This window comes from Rhizobium sp. Root483D2, assembly GCF_001426685.1.
Classification (GTDB): domain Bacteria; phylum Pseudomonadota; class Alphaproteobacteria; order Rhizobiales; family Rhizobiaceae; genus Pararhizobium; species Pararhizobium qamdonense.
In genome coordinates this window covers 200,140-215,949 of the sequence record NZ_LMFB01000015.1, presented here as the reverse complement: position 1 = coordinate 215,949, position 15,810 = coordinate 200,140, and the positions used below count along the sequence as shown (strand labels likewise).

Annotated in this window: 17 protein-coding genes, 1 tRNA gene and 1 pseudogene; 4 read left to right on the top strand and 15 right to left on the bottom strand. The window is 59.8% G+C overall.

What is annotated here, in order from left to right; translation table 11 throughout:
* Nucleotides 1-13 precede the first annotated feature (13 nt).
* The 4 genes from ASD32_RS13885 to ASD32_RS13870 all read right to left on the bottom strand — a co-directional run bounded on the left by ASD32_RS13885 (nt 14) and on the right by ASD32_RS13870 (nt 4,627).
* Nucleotides 14-559 carry an RNA pyrophosphohydrolase gene (locus ASD32_RS13885; RefSeq protein ID WP_060638602.1) on the bottom strand — a complete coding sequence of 182 codons (546 nt, stop codon included), beginning with the start codon at nt 557-559 and terminating at the stop codon, nt 14-16.
* Nucleotides 560-619: 60 nt separating this feature from the next.
* The gene (locus ASD32_RS13880; RefSeq protein WP_060638601.1) at nt 620-1,825 is read right to left on the bottom strand and encodes a divergent polysaccharide deacetylase family protein; all 1,206 of its coding nucleotides are present in this window, start codon (nt 1,823-1,825) and stop codon (nt 620-622) included.
* Nucleotides 1,826-1,953: 128 nt separating this feature from the next.
* The gene (locus tag ASD32_RS13875) at nt 1,954-3,276 is read right to left on the bottom strand and encodes a S41 family peptidase (RefSeq protein ID WP_060638600.1); all 1,323 of its coding nucleotides are present in this window, start codon (nt 3,274-3,276) and stop codon (nt 1,954-1,956) included.
* Nucleotides 3,266-4,627: a murein hydrolase activator EnvC gene (locus ASD32_RS13870; protein ID WP_060638669.1), complete on the bottom strand. Its 1,362-nt coding sequence runs from the start codon at nt 4,625-4,627 to the stop codon at nt 3,266-3,268. Before ASD32_RS13870 ends, ASD32_RS13875 begins: the two co-directional genes overlap by 11 nt.
* Here ASD32_RS13870 and ASD32_RS30950 point away from each other — a divergent pair.
* Nucleotides 4,626-4,754, top strand: coding sequence for a hypothetical protein (locus ASD32_RS30950; RefSeq protein ID WP_280139441.1), 129 nt, complete (start codon nt 4,626-4,628; stop codon nt 4,752-4,754). The two genes, ASD32_RS13870 and ASD32_RS30950, sit on opposite strands and share 2 nt — an antisense overlap.
* A 69-nt stretch (nt 4,755-4,823) precedes the next feature.
* On the opposite strand, the gene rlmH is transcribed toward ASD32_RS30950, so the two are convergent.
* The 6 genes from rlmH to obgE all read right to left on the bottom strand — a co-directional run bounded on the left by rlmH (nt 4,824) and on the right by obgE (nt 10,156).
* On the bottom strand, nt 4,824-5,306 hold the full coding sequence (gene rlmH, locus ASD32_RS13865; RefSeq protein ID WP_060638599.1) for a 23S rRNA (pseudouridine(1915)-N(3))-methyltransferase RlmH: 483 nt from the start codon (nt 5,304-5,306) through the stop codon (nt 4,824-4,826).
* Nucleotides 5,307-5,529: 223 nt separating this feature from the next.
* On the bottom strand, nt 5,530-5,976 hold the full coding sequence (gene rsfS / locus ASD32_RS13860; protein ID WP_060502841.1) for a ribosome silencing factor: 447 nt from the start codon (nt 5,974-5,976) through the stop codon (nt 5,530-5,532).
* A gap of 106 nt (nt 5,977-6,082) precedes the next feature.
* Nucleotides 6,083-6,664 (bottom strand): nicotinate-nucleotide adenylyltransferase, encoded by a 582-nt coding sequence (locus ASD32_RS13855; protein ID WP_060638668.1) that lies wholly within the window; start codon nt 6,662-6,664, stop codon nt 6,083-6,085.
* Nucleotides 6,665-6,701: 37 nt separating this feature from the next.
* A complete protein-coding gene (locus tag ASD32_RS13850) occupies nt 6,702-7,982 on the bottom strand; it encodes a glutamate-5-semialdehyde dehydrogenase (RefSeq protein WP_060638598.1) in 1,281 nt (426 codons plus the stop codon).
* On the bottom strand, nt 7,975-9,144 hold the full coding sequence (gene proB / locus ASD32_RS13845; protein ID WP_060638597.1) for a glutamate 5-kinase: 1,170 nt from the start codon (nt 9,142-9,144) through the stop codon (nt 7,975-7,977). Before proB ends, ASD32_RS13850 begins: the two co-directional genes overlap by 8 nt.
* Before the next feature lies 1 nt (nt 9,145).
* The gene (gene obgE / locus ASD32_RS13840) at nt 9,146-10,156 is read right to left on the bottom strand and encodes a GTPase ObgE (RefSeq protein ID WP_060638596.1); all 1,011 of its coding nucleotides are present in this window, start codon (nt 10,154-10,156) and stop codon (nt 9,146-9,148) included.
* Nucleotides 10,157-10,238: 82 nt separating this feature from the next.
* Here obgE and ASD32_RS13835 point away from each other — a divergent pair, with 82 nt between their 5' ends.
* The gene (locus ASD32_RS13835; RefSeq protein WP_060638595.1) at nt 10,239-11,099 is read left to right on the top strand and encodes an endonuclease/exonuclease/phosphatase family protein; all 861 of its coding nucleotides are present in this window, start codon (nt 10,239-10,241) and stop codon (nt 11,097-11,099) included.
* Nucleotides 11,100-11,144: 45 nt separating this feature from the next.
* Here the strand turns inward: ASD32_RS13835 and ASD32_RS13830 are convergent, their stop codons facing one another.
* From ASD32_RS13830 to rplU, 4 genes and pseudogenes are all read right to left on the bottom strand, one after another.
* Nucleotides 11,145-11,726, bottom strand: a complete 582-nt coding sequence (locus tag ASD32_RS13830) for a GNAT family N-acetyltransferase (RefSeq protein WP_060638594.1) — start codon at nt 11,724-11,726, stop codon at nt 11,145-11,147.
* Nucleotides 11,723-12,379, bottom strand: coding sequence for a GNAT family protein (locus tag ASD32_RS13825; RefSeq protein ID WP_060638593.1), 657 nt, complete (start codon nt 12,377-12,379; stop codon nt 11,723-11,725). Before ASD32_RS13825 ends, ASD32_RS13830 begins: the two co-directional genes overlap by 4 nt.
* 127 nt (nt 12,380-12,506) lie before the next feature.
* Entirely contained in the window at nt 12,507-12,776 is a 270-nt protein-coding gene (gene rpmA, locus ASD32_RS13820; protein ID WP_037096930.1) for a 50S ribosomal protein L27, read from the bottom strand.
* Nucleotides 12,777-12,874: 98 nt separating this feature from the next.
* Nucleotides 12,875-13,186: pseudogene (gene rplU / locus ASD32_RS13815) on the bottom strand (50S ribosomal protein L21); the annotation flags it as partial.
* A gap of 288 nt (nt 13,187-13,474) precedes the next feature.
* On the opposite strand from rplU, the gene ASD32_RS13810 reads away from it, so the two are divergent.
* Nucleotides 13,475-13,564: transfer RNA gene (locus ASD32_RS13810), tRNA-Ser, on the top strand.
* Between the two features lie 53 nt (nt 13,565-13,617).
* On the opposite strand, the gene ASD32_RS13805 is transcribed toward ASD32_RS13810, so the two are convergent.
* The gene (locus tag ASD32_RS13805; protein WP_244490165.1) at nt 13,618-14,889 is read right to left on the bottom strand and encodes a PAN domain-containing protein; all 1,272 of its coding nucleotides are present in this window, start codon (nt 14,887-14,889) and stop codon (nt 13,618-13,620) included.
* 190 nt (nt 14,890-15,079) lie between these two features.
* On the opposite strand from ASD32_RS13805, the gene ASD32_RS13800 reads away from it, so the two are divergent.
* On the top strand, nt 15,080-15,748 hold the full coding sequence (locus ASD32_RS13800; RefSeq protein ID WP_082546766.1) for a hypothetical protein: 669 nt from the start codon (nt 15,080-15,082) through the stop codon (nt 15,746-15,748).
* Nucleotides 15,749-15,810 lie beyond the last annotated feature (62 nt).

Below are 15,810 nucleotides of genomic sequence, written 5' to 3'. Positions count from 1 at the left end.
CGGCACCATCTCTTTATGGGCGTGGCGCCGCGTTATCCGCCAGATGCGCGAACGCCCCCACGACAACTTCATAAACGCCGCGTTTGAACGTCACGATCAGATCGGGCAGCGCGTGCATCGGCTTCCAGGCCCATTCGTCGAATTCCGGCTCGTGGCCGCCGGGTGGCGGGTTGATAGCGATTTCGGATTCGTCGCCCTCGAAACGGAAGGCGAACCAGCGCTGGGTCTGACCGCGATATTTGCCTTTGAGGCCGATGCCCATCAGGTGGGGCGGCAGATCATAGTTGATCCAGTCCGGGGCTTCCGCAAGCAGCGACACGGTCGTCATGCCGGTTTCTTCATAAAGCTCGCGGTACGCCGCCTTTAGCGGGTCCTCGCCTTTGTCGATGCCGCCCTGTGGCATCTGCCAGAGCTGAGCCGAGCCATCATATTCGGAATTGCCAACCGGAATGCGCCGCCCGGCCCAGACAAGACCCTCCCGGTTCAGCACCATGATGCCGACGCAGGGACGGTATGGCAGATCCTCAGCCTTGACTGGTTTCGATTTGTCCTTGCTCATGCGCCTGCCCCTTGCCTGCCTGTATGACTGCGTGCTGGAAGAATTACGTTTGGTCTTAAACTATTGCTGTTGCGGATCCTTGACGAGCGCCGAGACGCCGACAAATTCGATGCCCCGCGTCCCCGCCTCGTCCATCCATTGGGAAATGGCGGCCACGCTTTCATCGAAGGCGGACGCGACGCCGATCGCGCCGCCATTGCGTCTGGCGATACGCTCGAGTTCATCGAGTTTTTTCAGGATGGCTGTCCGGTCAATCTGGTCATCGACGACCATATCGGCAAATCCATGTGGCACGCCGATCGTTCCGGCCAGCGTCCCCGTCAGCGTCTGCGCGGATGTCGCGTCGTCAAGAAACAGCAGCCCGCGCCTGCCGATATCGCGCATCACCGGCTCCAGCGCGCCGGCGTCGGAGAGAAAACGGCCGCCGAGGAAATTCATGATGCCGGTATAATTGGTGATCTGCGCCAGGGAATAATGCAGTTCCGACAGGTTCTTCTTCGCATCCAGCGCGACGCGCAGCGTATGGGGGCCGGGATTGTTGTCCGGATAGTCGAAGGGCTCAAACGGCACCTGCAACAGGATTTCATGGCCGCTGCGGCGCGCCTCCTGCATCCAGCGCTGCAGGCTGTTGCCGGTCGCGGCAAAGGCCATCGTCACATCGGGGGACAGTTGCCGCAGCGCATTCTGCGTGCCGGTCTGGCTGAGGCCAAGGCCGCCGACCACTAGCGCGATGCGGATACCGCGGGCGCCGGACCAGGGCCGCGCATATTGATCCATCGGCCGCAGTCCGTCCGGTCCTGTGACCGGCAGCCGCCCCTGCGGGCTGTCTTCCAGCAGTTCATCATTCGGGAAAGTCGCCAGACGCGGATCCTGACCCTTGGTGCGGCCGACTTCAATGAAGGCAGGCCCCTCCCCGTCGCGCTGCTTGGGCGAGAATTTGGTGACGATCGAACCGTCGTCGGTCAGCGTTTCCTCGACATGGGCGCCGGACAGCGCACCGCTTGTCTTCTGTTGCTTGAGCGTGCTGGGGGTAGTTACAGGGTCTGGCACTGCCTTTTCGCCTGGCTGGGCTGCATCCGCCACGATTTTCGTGTCCGGCGGGGCAATCAGGCCGGTCGGCTTCACCACGCTCCAGACGGAAATTCCGGCGAGTGCAAGGGCGCAGACGCCCAGCGACAGACGGCCGAAGGTCAGGCCTGATTTTTGCGATTTGGAGGAACGCGTCTTGCGGTTCTGACCAAGAGGAGCGTTGAGATCTGTTCCCAAAAGGGCCTCTACCGATCTGAGTTGCGACAGTGGAAGCCCTTGTTTCGGCCTTCCCTTAAGAATCGAAACCGCCGCCCGGCCGGAGCCAGGCGGCGAAAAGTATCAGCAATCCGCATCTGTTGCGAATGTTACGGCTTAAGTTCGGCTTTTTCCGGATTGGCGGGGAAGGCCGGGTCCGATTTCTTGCCGCGCAGGAGGTCAAGCGCGTAGTTCAGCTGCAGATCGTCCTTGGTTTCCGGCGGGACGTAGGCAACGGAGCCGGAGCCCTCGTCATTTTCGTTCTGGCCCTTGATATGGCCGCGCAGGCTGGATTCGCTCGTCGTTTCGACCTTGCCGAGCAGTTCCGCTGGCAGCGGCTGTTCGACCTTGATATCCGGCGAAATGCCGGTGCCCTGGATCGATTTGCCCGATGGCGTGTAATAGAGCGCGGTGGTCAGACGCAGCGCACCGGCTTCGCCGAGCGGGATGATGGTCTGCACCGAGCCCTTGCCGAACGAACGCGTGCCGAGAACCGTGGCGCGCTTCAGGTCCTGCAGGGCGCCGGCAACGATTTCCGATGCCGAAGCCGAACCGCCATTGACGAGCACGATCACCGGCTTACCGTCGGTCAGATCGCCGGGTGTCGCGTTGAAACGGCGGGTCTCGTCGGGATTGCGGCCACGGGTCGAAACCACTTCACCACGTTCCAGAAACGCGTCGGAGACGTTGATCGCCTGGTCGAGCAGACCGCCCGGGTTGAGGCGAAGGTCCAGCACATAGCCCTTCAGCTTGTCGGCCGGAACCTGCGCCTTGATCTTTTCGATCGCGTTTTTCAGGTCGTCATAGGTCTTTTCGGTAAACGAGATGACGCGGACATAACCGACATCGTCTTCCGTGCGGAACTTGACGGCGCGAACGGCGATGATGTCGCGAACGATCGTCAGTTCGATCGGCTTTTCAGCACCCTTCCGCAGGATGGTCAGCTTGATGGCCTGGCCGACTGCGCCGCGCATCTTGTCGACGGCTTCCTCAAGCTTCAGGCCGCGCACGTCGGCACCGTCGATCTTGGAAATGAAGTCACCGGCGAGAACGCCAGCCTTGGCGGCCGGTGTATCATCGATCGGGCTGGTCACTTTTACGAGATCGTCTTCCATGGTGACTTCGATGCCAAGACCGCCGAACTCACCCTTGGTCTGGGTGCGCATGTCTTCGGCATCGGTCGAGTTCATGTAGCTCGAATGGGGATCCAGCGACGACAGCATGCCGTTGATGGCATTTTCGATCAGCTTGTCGTCCTGCGGCGGCGTCACATATTGCGCCCGCACGCGCTCGAAAACATCGCCGAAAACCGACAGTTCGCGATAGGTCGACGGATTGGCCGCGACGGCCGGGACGATGGAGGAATATACAACGCCCGTGGCCGCTGCACCCATGAGTGCCCCGACCAGAACAAGTGACGTTCTATGAATCATTGCGTGCCTTTCCGGTGTCTGCTGCGGTCCACCATGGTCGGGAATCAACCGGTTTTCCGTCTTTCCTGAATTCAATGTAAAGCGTCGGACGTTCGGTTTCCAGCGCCAATGCAGTGGCGCTGGCCACTCTTTTGTTACCCATGGTCCCAAGCGGTTCACCGGCAACGACGAACTGGCCTTGCTGCACTGTCACGTCTTCCAAACCGGACAGAACGACGTGATAGCCGTCGCCGGGATTGAGAATGATCATCTGGCCGTAGCTGCGGAACGTGCCGGCAAAAACGATCCAGCCATCCGACGGCGCCGTCACCAAAGCCCCCGCATTGGTCTCAAGCATCATGCCCTGAAGGGAGTGCCCCGTGCCGTCGGCGTCGCCGAACGTGCGCAGGACAGATCCGGCAACCGGAAGTGCGAGTTTTTTCTGCAGGTCCGAAAACGCATATGCAGGCGCAATACGGTTTTTGTCGGGCGTCGTGCTGTTGGCCAGCGCGCGGGCCTCGTTGCGCTGGGCCTCCGACATCAGCCGGCGGTTTTCCTCTTCGGCCTTGGCGGCTGCGGCCGCATCGCGGGCAGATGTAATCTCGCTTTCGATCGAGCCGATCAGCCCTTCAAGGCTGGTTGCCTGCGCGGCAAGCTGCTCGGCCTTGCGGCGTTCTGAGGCAAGTTCGGTGGCGCTGCGCTGCTTCAGCTTCTGTTTTTCAACGATCAGCATGTTCATGCGCCGCTCTTCCTCGAGCCGCGCCGTCATATCGTCGCCGAGAGCCTGCTTCTGGGTGACGATTTCCTTGCGGACGCCTGCAAGAGCTTTCAGATCGGCCGCAAGGTTTTCCGTTTCGTGGCGGATGCCGGGAACGACCGCGCCAAGAAGGATGGCGCTTCGCACCGAGCCCAGCGCGTCTTCCGGGGTCACCAGAAGAGCCGGCGGCGGGTTGCGGCCCATGCGCTGCAGCGCTGCCAGCACTTCGGCCAGCACCCCGCGCCGGGCGCGCAGGGAAGCGTGAACGGCGTCTTCCTTTGTCCGCAACGTGTTCAGCTTATCTTCGCCGTCGATGATCTGCTGTTCCAATGCCTTGCGCTTATCAGCCGATGCGACCAGCGCCGTGCGCAGCGATTCACTGGTTTTCTCAAGCTCAGCGATCCCGGCCTGCAATTGCGCGGCGCGGTCATTGGAAAGCGTGATGGTCTTCGACAGGGCTTCCAGTTCGCTGCGGGTGCTGTCGCGTTTCAAGGCGAGGTTTGCAGCGGGATCGGCTTGCGCCGGAAACTGTCCAGCGGTTTCCGGTGGGGTTTGACCGGGGTTTTCCGGAGTTTGCGCTGGGGCACCAGTGGCGGCAAGCAGGAGAACGGTCATGAGCCCCACGCGAAAGCCAAGCCTTCCGGTCGATCCCGGCTGCTTTTCCCGTGCCTGCTTTGCCGCACCTGTCGTCATTCCGCCATTCGCTGTCAGCCGTGTCTTTCAGCTGAAAACCCTACGCTGATTTGGGGATTTCAGCCAACAGCCATTCGTGGCAATTGCGGCATCCGGATGGCGGTGTAACGGCGATCGCTCAAACGCGATGATAGGGATGGCCCGAGAGGATGGTGACGGCCCGGTAAAGCTGTTCTGCGATGAGAATTCGCACCAATTGATGCGGCCACGTCATTTTACCAAGGCAGATGACGGCATCGGCCCTGGCGTGAAGGGCGGGATCGAGGCCGTCGGCGCCGCCGATCGCGATCGTCAGCTCGCGTTTGCCGCTGTCGCGGAAGGTGCCAATCAGGGTGGCGAACCCTTCCGAATCGAGCGCCTTGCCGCGTTCGTCGAGAAGAATGAGAAGACTGGCGTCCGGCAGGGATTTTTCAAGCAGGGCCGCTTCTTCGCGCTTGCGCGTGTCCGAACTTGAGCTGCGGCTTTCGGGCACTTCGGCAATTCGCGAGAGTTCAAGGCCGATCGCTGGGCCAGCCTTGGCAAAACGGTCGAGATAACGGGCCGCTAGATCTTTTTCCGGGCCAGCCTTGAGACGCCCGACGGCAAAGAGGCCAACCCGCATGTCAATTCCTTCATGTGTAGAGAGCTGGTCGCGTTTCCTTCACGAGACCAGCCAAGGCGTCTGAGCGTAGACAGCAAGCAAGCACATTCTTTTCCTGCCCAGCGGAGCGCTGGTGGCAAAACTCAAACTGCGAATGGCCGCAATCAACCAACGTGACCTGCAGGCCATGCAGGATCCAAATGTATCACTCGCGCTCAAGCGCCCGGAAAGGGTGCTTAAAGGCTCAGTGCAAAGTGCCGTCTTCCATGTCCGGCGCGGCCCACATCTTTTCGATGTTGTAGAACTCGCGAATTTCCGGGCGGAAGACGTGAACGATAATGTCGCCGCCGTCGATCAGCACCCAGTCGCCGGTCTCCAGACCTTCAACGCGGGCATTGCCCTGGCCACCGTCCTTAAGATCAGTGATCAGGTGATCGGCAATCGCCATGACATGCCTGCTCGAGCGCCCTGAGACCACGACCATGTAGTCTCCCAGCGCGGATTTGCCGGCAATGTTGATGGTGACAATATCTTCTGCCTTCGAGTCCTCGAGACTGCCGAGAACCAGCTGAAGAGCACGGGCAGCGGCTTCGTCGCTACGCTCCGGGCTTTGCGGGAAAATGCGAGTGACATTTCCCTTCGCGTGTACTGTTGTCAGAGGTTTTCCTTTCCAGGTGAACAGAACAGGCATGTTGCGATTCGAATGTCGGTCGAGCCGCACTCTAAATGTAGGCACCAATACCCCAAGGTTTCAAGACACGAGAAATAAATGACGGTTAATCATTGCTTATATACACTCAAGATTTCGCCCGCAGCGCCGTGGAGCTGAGTGGTGAGCGTGGTCCGTGGATAAACGTCCAGGCGGGCGCCTTGCGCCAGGCAAGGCTTGCGGCATGGGCTTCGTCCACGCGGGCGTAATCAAAGGTTTTCGCCATCTTCGAGGACAGATAGGACAGCGTGTCGCCGGGGCGGTCGATGACGGCGATGGGAAAGGTGCAGGCGATCTTCTGCCAGTCCTGCCAGTGGTGAAAATTCTTCAGATTGTCGGCGCCCATGATCCAGACGAAATGGATGCCGCGATTTCGCTCCCGGATCTTTTCCAGCGTGCGGGCGGTGTAGCTCTGGCCGAGCGATTGCTCGAAGGCCGTCACCTTGATGCGCGGATCATGGGCGATCTTCTCGCTGAGTGCGATCCGTTCTGAAAGTGGCGCCAGATGATTGCGGCTCTTCAGCGGATTGCCTGGAGTGACCATCCACCAGAGCTGCTGAAGACCAAGCCGGCGCAGCGCGATATCGGCAACCAGCACATGGCCGTCATGCGGCGGATTGAACGAACCGCCGAACAATCCAACGGTCATGCCGGTCTCGACATGGGGCATTTTCAGGTAAAACGGATCGACATCGCCCGGCTTCACCTTACGGCCGGACCTGACCGGTGCCGCGCACCCTGTATTTGAACGAGGTCAATTGTTCGACGCCGACCGGTCCGCGCGCATGCATCTTGCCGGTGGCGATGCCAATCTCGCCGCCCATGCCGAATTCGCCGCCATCGGCAAACTGGGTCGAGGCATTGTGCAAGAGGATGGCCGAATCGACCTCTGCAAAGAAGCGTTCGACGACGGCTGGATCTTCGGCAATGACGGCTTCCGTATGGGCCGATGACCAGGACGAGATATGATCGATCGCGCCTTCGATACCATCGACCAGCGTCACCGAAATGATCGCATCGAGATATTCCGTTGCCCAGTCTTCCTCGGTCGCTGCAATCAGTCCCGGCACAATCTCGCGGATTTCTTCGCTGGCGCGCACCTCGCAGCCGGCATCGCGAAGGGCTGCAATCAGCGGGACGACGAATTTATCTTTGGCCTTACTGTCGATCAGCAGCGTTTCGGCCGAGCCGCAAATGCCGGTACGGCGCATCTTGGCGTTGACGACGATCTTTTTCGCCATCTCCAGATCAGCGGAAGCATCGACATAGACGTGGCAAAGGCCTTCCAGATGGGCAAAAACCGGGACGCGGGCTTCGTTCTGGACACGGGCGACAAGGCTTTTGCCGCCACGCGGAACGATGACGTCGATCGAGCCGCCAAGACCGGTCAGCATGGCGCCGACCGCCGAACGATCGGAAACCGGCACCATCTGGATCGCATGCACTGGAAGTCCGGCATCCTTCAAGCCCTGCACCATGCAGGCATGGATAGCCTGCGATGAATGCAAACTGTCGGAGCCGCCGCGCAGGATCACGGTATTACCGGCCTTGAGGCACAGAGCGCCGGCGTCAGCTGTAACGTTCGGGCGGCTTTCATAGATGACGCCGATAACGCCGAGCGGCGTGCGCACGCGCTCGATATGCAGGCCGTTCGGACGATCCCACTCGGCAAGGATATCGCCGACGGGATCGGGCAGTTCGGCGATTGCCCGGATGGCATTGGCCATATCGAGGACGCGGGTTTCCGACAGGGTCAGCCGGTCGAGAAAGGATGCGGCGACGCCGGTTTCGCGGGCGTTTTCCAGGTCAAGCGCATTGGCGGCGAGAATGTCGTCCTTATGGGCGACGATATGGCTGGCCATGCTGATAAGGGCTGCGTGTTTTCGCTCGGCCGACGCCGTGGCAAGCGGCCGGCTGGCGGCACGGGCCTGACGGCCGATCACGGCCATCAATTCCTGGACTTCTTTCTTTCGCGCATCGTCAAGCATGAGCGTCGCTCCTCACTGCATCCGTCTCCCGCTTCGCAGATACGGTCATCACCATATCGTCGCGATGGACCATCGCGGCGCGTCCCGCATACCCCAGGATAACGGCAATTTCCGCTGATTTCTTGCCCGCGATCTGGCGGGCTTCATCGGCATCGTAACCGGCCAGTCCCCTGGCAATCTCGCGGCCTTCCGCCCCGATAATCGCGATCGTATCGCCACGGCTGAACGAGCCCGTCACCTGGCGGACACCGGCCGGAAGCAGGCTTTTGCCGGAACGGAGCGCCGTTTCAGCGCCGGCGTCGATGGCAAGGCTGCCTGCCGGCAGCAACTGTCCGGCAATCCAGGTCTTGCGTGCCGTCACCGGCGAACCCGATGGTGCAAACCAGGATGAGCGGGCGCCCTCGCCGATCGCCGACAGCGGATGATCAACCTTGCCGGACGCAATGATCATGGCGCAGCCGGCACCCGTGGCGATCTTGCCGGCATCGATCTTGGTGCGCATGCCGCCGCGCGATAGCTCGGAGGCGGCCCCGCCTGCCATTGCTTCGATATCGGGCGTGATTTCCGCGATGGTCTCAAGAAACTGCGCATCGGGATCAAGATGCGGCGGGGCGGTGTAGAGCCCATCGATATCGGAGAGAAGCACCAGCAGATCGGCGCCGGCCATGGTGGCGACGCGGGCGGCCAGGCGATCATTGTCGCCGTAGCGGATTTCGGTCGTGGCGACCGTATCGTTCTCGTTGATGATCGGCACGGCCCGCATCTTCAAGAGCTGGCTGATCGTGGCGCGGGCGTTGAGATAACGCCGCCGCTCCTCGGTATCGCCCAGCGTCAAGAGAATCTGGCCGGCAACGATCTCGTCCGCCGACAGGCTTTCGGACCAGGCGCGGGCAAGCGCAATCTGGCCGACGGCCGCCGCCGCCTGGCTTTCCTCAAGTTTTAGCGCGCCGGGGGCGAGATCGAGCACCGAACGCCCCAGCGCAATGGCGCCGGAGGAGACGACGAGGACCTCGACGCCCTTGGACCTCAAGGCCGCAATATCGGCGCACATGGCATTCAGCCATTGCTTCTTCAGTCCCGTCTTGCGATCCACAAGCAGGGCCGAGCCGATCTTGATCACAATCCGGCGGTATTTTTCCAGCGGTTTGCGTTGCGGCGTCATGTCAGTCTTCGTCCACCTGGGTCTGCGCCGCGACAATGATATCGCGCAGCGCGCGCAATGTTTCGGTCATGCCGGTGCCGACCACGGCCGACAGCAGCAGCGGTGTCTGGCCGCTGGCCTTTGCCAGCGCCTTCTGCTTCTTCTTCAGTTCGGTTGGGTCCAGCACGTCGATCTGCGACAGAGCAACGATTTCCGGCTTGTCGAGCAGCTCGCCGCCATAGGCTTCGAGCTCGAATTTGACTGTCTTGTACGCCTTGGCAACATCTTCTTCCTGCGCGGACACCAGATGCAGCAGCACGCGGGTGCGCTCGACATGGCCGAGGAACCGGTCGCCGAGGCCAACGCCGTCATGGGCGCCTTCGATCAGGCCGGGAATATCGGCCAGAATGAATTCGCGGCCGTCGATCGTTGCCACGCCGAGGTTCGGATGCAGCGTCGTGAAGGGATAATTGGCAATCTTCGGGCGGGCACGCGTCGTCGTTGCCAGGAAGGTCGATTTACCGGCATTCGGCAATCCGACCAGACCGGCATCGGCAATCAGCTTCAGCCGCAGCCAGATGGTCTTTTCCTCGCCCTCAAGCCCCGGATTGGCCCAGTTCGGGGCCTGATTGGTGGAGGATTTGAAATGCGTGTTGCCAAAACCGCCATTGCCGCCGGCCGCCAGGCGAAAGCGCTGACCCTCGGCAATCATATCGACGATCATTGTCTCGGAATCTTCCTCGAAGATCTGCGTGCCGACCGGAACCTTCAGCGTCACATCGCCGCCGCCGGCGCCCGTGCGGTTGCGGCCCATGCCGTGAATGCCCGTGCCGGCCTTGAAATGCTGCTGAAAGCGGAAATCAATCAGCGTGTTCAAGCCATTGACGGCCTCCACCCAGACGTCGCCGCCACGGCCGCCATCGCCGCCATCCGGACCGCCGAACTCGATGAATTTCTCGCGCCGGAACGACACAGCGCCAGCTCCGCCGTCGCCGGACCGGATATAGACTTTTGTTTCGTCAAGAAATTTCATCGCACTGCCATCTGTTTGGTGTATTTGCCGCCACAATTGTCGCCATCGATATAGGCGCGTGCTCCGGAGGTCAAAGAATATCGTGAAGTTTTTGAGCTATAACATCCAGTACGGCGTCGGTCTGGACGGCCGTTTCGATCCCGAACGCATTGCTGCAAGTCTTGAAGGCGCCGACGTGATTGCGCTGCAGGAAGTGACGCGGAATTTTCATCGCAACGGCCAGGCGGATCTTCCCGCCATTTTCCGCGATCTGATGCCGCAATACTTTTCCACCTTCTGGCCGGCCTGCGAGATCGATGCCGGTTCGGCCATCGAAAATGGCAGGGCCATCGATCGCCGCTTCCAATTCGGCAACATGATCCTGTCGCGTTTCCCGATCGCCGCCACGCGCCTTATCCCGCTTCCGCGCACCCGCACGATCTCGCCGATGAACCTGCAGCGCGGCGCGACCGAAGCGCTTGTTATCACCCCTTCCGGCCCGCTGCGGGTCTATTCGGTGCATCTGGATCATGCCAATCCCGATGAGCGCATCGCGCAGATCGCCTATCTGAAGGAAAAGGCGCTGTCTTATCCGCGCGAGGGCGGCGCGATGACCGGCGGCGGCGATTTCGGCTTGACCGAGCTGCCGCATCCGGAAGATTTCGTGTTGATGGGCGATTTCAACATGGAGCCGGAAGGCGTCGAATATCGCACGATGACCGGCACGCGGGACGCCTATTACGGCCGCTCGCTGCGGCTTGAAAACCCGGTGGACACATTGGCGCATCTCGGCCGGCTGACGCCCGAAAGCTACAGCTGGATCAATCCCAGCGACCATCAAAAGCGCATGCATCTCGATTATTGTTTCCTCAGTGCCGGTCTGGTGCCGCGATTGCGGCATGCCTGGATCGATCTGGACGCCGCCGGCTCCGACCACCTGCCGGTCGGCTTCGAACTGGACTAATGCAACCAAAAAGGCCCGCAGCGATAAGCTGCGGGCCTTTGTTCGTTAAGGCGCGCGCAGGGCGCCTGCCGTGATCATGGTCTCGATATGGCTGACCATGCCGTTGCGGGCCAGTGCATAGATCTGGCTGCAGCCGGTAATCTCGAAGCCGAGCTTCTTCTGCAGCTTCAGCGATCCCGCATTGTCGGCGAAGACGCCGGAATGCAGGGTGGTTGACGGCATGCGGCGGAAGAACCGCTCTATCGCGGCATGCACCGCTTCGCTGGCATAACCACGGTTCCAGTAGTAGCGGTTCAGCCAGTAGCCGAGATGCCACTGGCCATGCCGCAACTCGATGCCGACGCTGCCGATATGGACGTCGTCGCCGGTGGTGATCGCCAGCGTCCAGCCGGCAATCAGCCCCGAACCCTGGCTGACCAGCCAATCGAGCGCATCCTGCCGGTGGTAGGGGACCGGAACCCGCGCCAGCATGCGCGAGACCTGGTAATCGGCAAGCGATTGTGCCACCGCATCGGCATCGGACAGTTTGTGCGGACGCAAAACCAGCCTGGCTGTTTCGATGATGGGGCACGCACCGGGATCGGGACGCATGGCGGTTTTTGGCCGTTCCTTCAGATGAGCGGTCATCGCAGACCTCCCCAGCTGCGCAACGACATCCAGGTCTTGCGGTCGAGCCTGTACCATTCGACCGACATCATGCCGCCGAGCGCCTGGCTGTCGACCATGCCGCTTCCCTGGAACTGGAAGCCGCATTTCTGGATGACCCGCCGCGAGGCGACGTTCATGACCCGGCAGCGCGCATCGATCTGGTCGATATCGCGGGTGCGGAAAGCCATGTCTGTCAGCGCCTGTGCCGCCTCCGTGGCATAGCCCTTGTTCCAGTGCGGTTCGCCCAGCCAATAGCCGAGCTCCGCCGTCTTGCCGTCGGGATGCGGCTCGATACCGCAGCAACCGAGAAATGCGCCATTATCCGCTTTGGTAATCGCATAGACGCACTTGCCAATCGTGCCCGTCTTCGTACGGCGTACGAAATCCGCAGCATCGGCCACCGTGTATGGGTGCGGCATGCGCGAAACCATGGTGGCGATATTGGCGTTGTTGGCAAGATGGGCAAGGGCGTCGATATCGTCTTCGTGGGGGGCGCGCAAAACGAGCCTGGGCGATAACAATATCGGGCAATCGGTCCTTGACCGTTGGGGCCGCAGCCGCTCCTGAGAAGATTCCAGGGAATCTTCCCGGGGAGACCGGGATTGGCTCTCCCTCAACAATTCGCTTTGCATGTTCAGTCCTCCAAGACGTGAAAAAGGGGAGATCGGGCATTGCCCCATCTCCCCTTTTGATCTTGGCCTGAACGGTAAGCGTCAGCCGGGTCGATGAGACGCCGGCTGTTTTAAGAGCGCTACCGGCTTATTCCGCTGCTTCGGCTTTCGGCATGACAGACACGTACACGCGGCCATTGGCCTTCGTACGGTAGTTTACGTTACCGGCCGTCAGTGCAAAAATGGTGTGGTCCTTGCCGAGGCCGACATTGGCGCCCGGATGCCACTGGGTTCCGCGCTGGCGCAGAATGATGTTGCCCGGAATGACGACTTCGCCACCGAACTTCTTCACGCCGAGGCGCTTGGACTGTGAATCGCGACCGTTGCGCGAGGAACCGCCAGCTTTTTTATGTGCCATGGGTGTTCTCCTTTAAACCTTGGATCCGTGTCTCAGTTTGCGGCTTCAGCGGCAGCGTCGTCGGACTTCTTGGAAGCCTTCTTCGCCTTCGCGCCGGCAGCACCAGCGATGTCCAGAATGCGGACAGTCGTGTTGTGCTGGCGGTGACCGCGGGTACGCTTCGAGTTCTGGCGGCGGCGCTTCTTGAAGGCGATGACCTTCTTGGCGCGGCCGTGTTCCACAACTTCGGCGCTGACAACGGCACCTTCAACAAACGGAGCACCGATGGTTGCATCGGCGCCGACGCCGACCATCAGGATCTCGGTGAATTCAATCTTGTCGCCTGCGGCGCCTTCCAATTTTTCAATCGTCAGAACGTCGTTGGCTGCCACGCGGTACTGTTTACCGCCGGTCTTGATGACTGCGAACATTTTATATCCTTTCATGTTCGTTCCGGCTCTCCGCCAAAGCGGGGCCGTCTTTTTCTTCAGTCGGACGATGACAAAGCCTTGTCGGCATTGCCGGTGAAACGGGCAAATAGAAACCCGGCGCGGTGAGGGCATGCCACACCACTTCGAGTTCGCGAATTACGTGAAGCCGGCAAAACTGTCAAGGTGAAAGACGCCGATAAGCTTGATTTTCCTTGATCCGCCCTCTTGTCATTGCCGAAAACTGCCGCTATGAACCGCCTCGCGCTGATGGCGCCGACCAGCATATCCGGAGAGGTGGCAGAGTGGTCGAACGCACCGCACTCGAAATGCGGCATACCTGCAAGGGTATCGTGGGTTCAAATCCCACCCTCTCCGCCATTCTGCCTGGGTTTATGCGTTAAGGCGCATTTGCAGCGAGACTGTGAAGCACTTTATTGCAGGCTGATAATTTTTGCAGCAGAGAATGACTTTACGTCCTTTATGCCAGTAACCAAGCCAGCTCGATATTTCGGCGATCCTACAACGCCCTTGAGCCAGCATTCCTTTTTCCGTTTGATATAAGTGAAAGCAACGCAGCGCCCCTGATCGATGCATGCAAGCCGACATTGTTGAGCATTGCCACCGATCTGTGCCGGTCGAGACGTAAGATCGCCTCCTGGTAGATCGACGTCCTTGAACAGCGATGCCGTGGGGTCGATCGTGCTGATTGTGAAATTTTGAGGATCCGGTTCTACACTGCTCAGAAACCTGCCGGAGATTGCAACCGAATTCCCATCGGCACGTCCCTCTTTTGATTTCAGAAAGCAGTTCGGGCCCTTGGTAATCTTCGAGCTCGTGTTGAAGGTGAACGCTTTGCATACACCATTCATCGACAGGCAAGTCTTAGCACATTCTGCTGCATCGATCGTGCGTTCTGCTTGGATGTCATCACCAAACAAATCCAGGCCGGTGTATAGCGCCATTCGAGTCGGACGTCGCGTATAGTCTTCAATCGCGGACAGATTGGCGAGCGCCTCATCGTTGGATACTGCATCGTGGCTCGTCTTGGTCGCTGTTGCCAGCGGCGTAACCGGGCTGGGCGTTACGGTCGTGGCGTTTGCGCTGCGTTCGGCTGTAGCCAATGTCTGCGACGGTGTCGGCGCAAGCCCCTGTCGTTTGCGATTGATCTTGTAGCTCTCGATTTCGTCTGCAGTGAATACGTGCATATCGTTCGGCGGAGTCTTAAACATCCAAGTCATAACTTCGATCGGCGTGCCGAAACGATTAAGAACATCGAGTATATCCGAAATTGAGAGCTGAGCGCTGACCAAATCCCCGGAGTCCGATGAAATTTGATGAACGCCAAGTGTTCCGTCGGTTTGGCGCTCAACGCCTGCTAGGAAAATAAGAGCACACGCAGAAAGGCAGCCGCTTTCCTTTGTGATGTATGTTGACATGCCACGCTCATGAACGTCGTCAGCGATGAGCAACGCCATTTGCACGGTGCCACCTGGGCTGTTCAATGTCAGAAGCTTCGCATTGGGCGCAGCTTGAAGGGCACGTCGAAAGTTAAGAGCTGAACCGATATCGATCTCGCCATTTAGTACAATGACGTTCGGAGCCGCATCTGCAACCGAGAAGGGCCCAAATACCTTTTCCGCCGACAAGCTAGGCGACGCACAGAGAAAAAGCAGTAGTATGGCGGTCAACAACAAACGCAGCACACATATCAATCTCACAGCGATGCCCCCACTCCGCCTCTGAAGGTATCATCAAGCAGCAAACAGGCAATGGTTGCAAGTTGACTCACGCCTCTCGCCCTGTGAAATGTCAATGCAGTTAATGAGCGAAGGTAATTGCCGTGCATTGACCGGCGTTTAACGGCTGCGCAACCTCCTGCTGGGAATATCAATCGTGAAAAGAACAAAAATCTACCTCCCAAGTTCAGGCCCAGCAGCTTGGCAGCAGTTTCTTGCAGAGCCGGAAAAACAATGGCGCACAGGCTACTCGGCAAAAACGCTCGCCTATAGCTGGGAGATGAGCGCCGGCCTGCCGCCGGAGGTTGCGGCGCTGTTTCCTGAAGGCTGCGAGCTCCTTCTCGCGATACCCGAGCACAAAGTTCCTCTTCCTGGAGGGATACGAGACAGCCAGAATGATGTCTTCGCGTTGCTGCGATACGGCGGCCTCACGTGTGCAGCGACGATCGAGGGGAAAGTAAACGAGCCGTTCGGACCAAGCGTGGGGGAGTGGATGCGCGAGCCGTCGCCCGGCAAGGTCATTCGCATGAACTACCTGTGCGCGCTTCTTGGCCTCGGCGAGCTGCCGCATCCCCAGATCAGATATCAACTTCTTCACCGTACGGCATCTGCAATCATTGAGGCCCGGCGTTTCAAAACCGACGAGGCGGCGATGATTGTCCACTCATTCTCGCCATCGAAAATGTGGTTTGACGACTTTTCAGCCTTTATGTCTTTGTTTGCTTGTTCTGCTGCCTCCGATCAGCCTGCTGAGGTGCGGCTCGCGGATGGTATGAAACTGCGCTTGGGCTGGGCAACTGGCGACCCTTCATTCTTGGCGGTCTGAGGCGCCGGAATAATCCCTGGGCCTCATCTCCAAAGCATTCCCAAGCGTTGATTGACGGCATC